Source organism: Oleiphilus sp. HI0128, assembly GCF_001635365.1.
The window spans coordinates 1-862 of sequence record NZ_LWGG01000238.1 but is presented as its reverse complement, the minus strand read 5'-3'; the positions used below and the strand labels follow the sequence as shown (position 1 = coordinate 862).

The following is an 862-nucleotide window of genomic DNA, read 5'->3' as shown; positions in this document are numbered from 1 at the left end:
ATAGTATTAATCGTCTTATTTCCCACGAAGCTCATCAGCGAGAACGCTATCGGAATACCTTAGCGGACCTGGCACATAGCATTAAAAACCCTTCTGCCATTATTAGCAGCGCCTTGAATCAGGCGGGAAACTCCCTACCTGATGATATGCGCAATACCTCATGGCTCCAGGATATTGAGGAGCAGAATGAGCGCATCGATAAAATACTTTCCTACCAGCTAACACGCGCCGTTGGGGGTGTGGCAGCCCCGTTTAATAAGGCCGTAGTAGTCAAACCCTTGTGCGATAAAATCTGTGCAGCCATGGGCAAGGTCTATCATGATAAGTCGATGACTTTGGCTTGTGATATCTCCGGCGACGCAGTCTTTAGGGGAGATGAAGGTGACCTGATAGAGCTCTTAGGCAACTTGATCGATAATGCTTTTAAATACGGAAAGGCGCAGGTTAATGTTCATGCAAGGGCCCATGACAATACCTTACGGATCACCATTGAAGATGATGGCCCGGGGATAAGTGAAGCTGAGCAGGCAAAGCTCGTCAGACGAGGCCAGCGCGCGGACACTACGATTCCCGGCCAAGGAATAGGTTTAGCTGTAGTAAATGATATTGTCGAGAGCTACGGCGGGACGCTAAGATTATCTGATTCTGAATTAGGCGGGCTAAGTGTAGAGCTCGCCTTTTCTCAGGGTTTATAGAGCTTTTTTGTGCTAGAAAGGCAAAGGGTATTCCCTAAGTACTTTGAAAATAGCCTTCAGGTCATCTTTGGATAACTCAACTTTAAAGGCTTCGATATCTTCTTCCAGCTGCTGCAAACTGGTGGCGCCAATAATTGTTGATGTGACACCATCGACCTGATTACACC

Annotated in this window: 1 protein-coding gene; it reads left to right on the top strand. The window is 47.2% G+C overall.

Annotated features, from left to right (window positions below):
- On the top strand, positions 1-695 hold a 695-nt coding region (locus A3763_RS03215), incomplete at its 5' end, for an ATP-binding protein (RefSeq protein WP_156494864.1).
- Between the last annotated feature and the right edge of the window lie 167 nt (positions 696-862).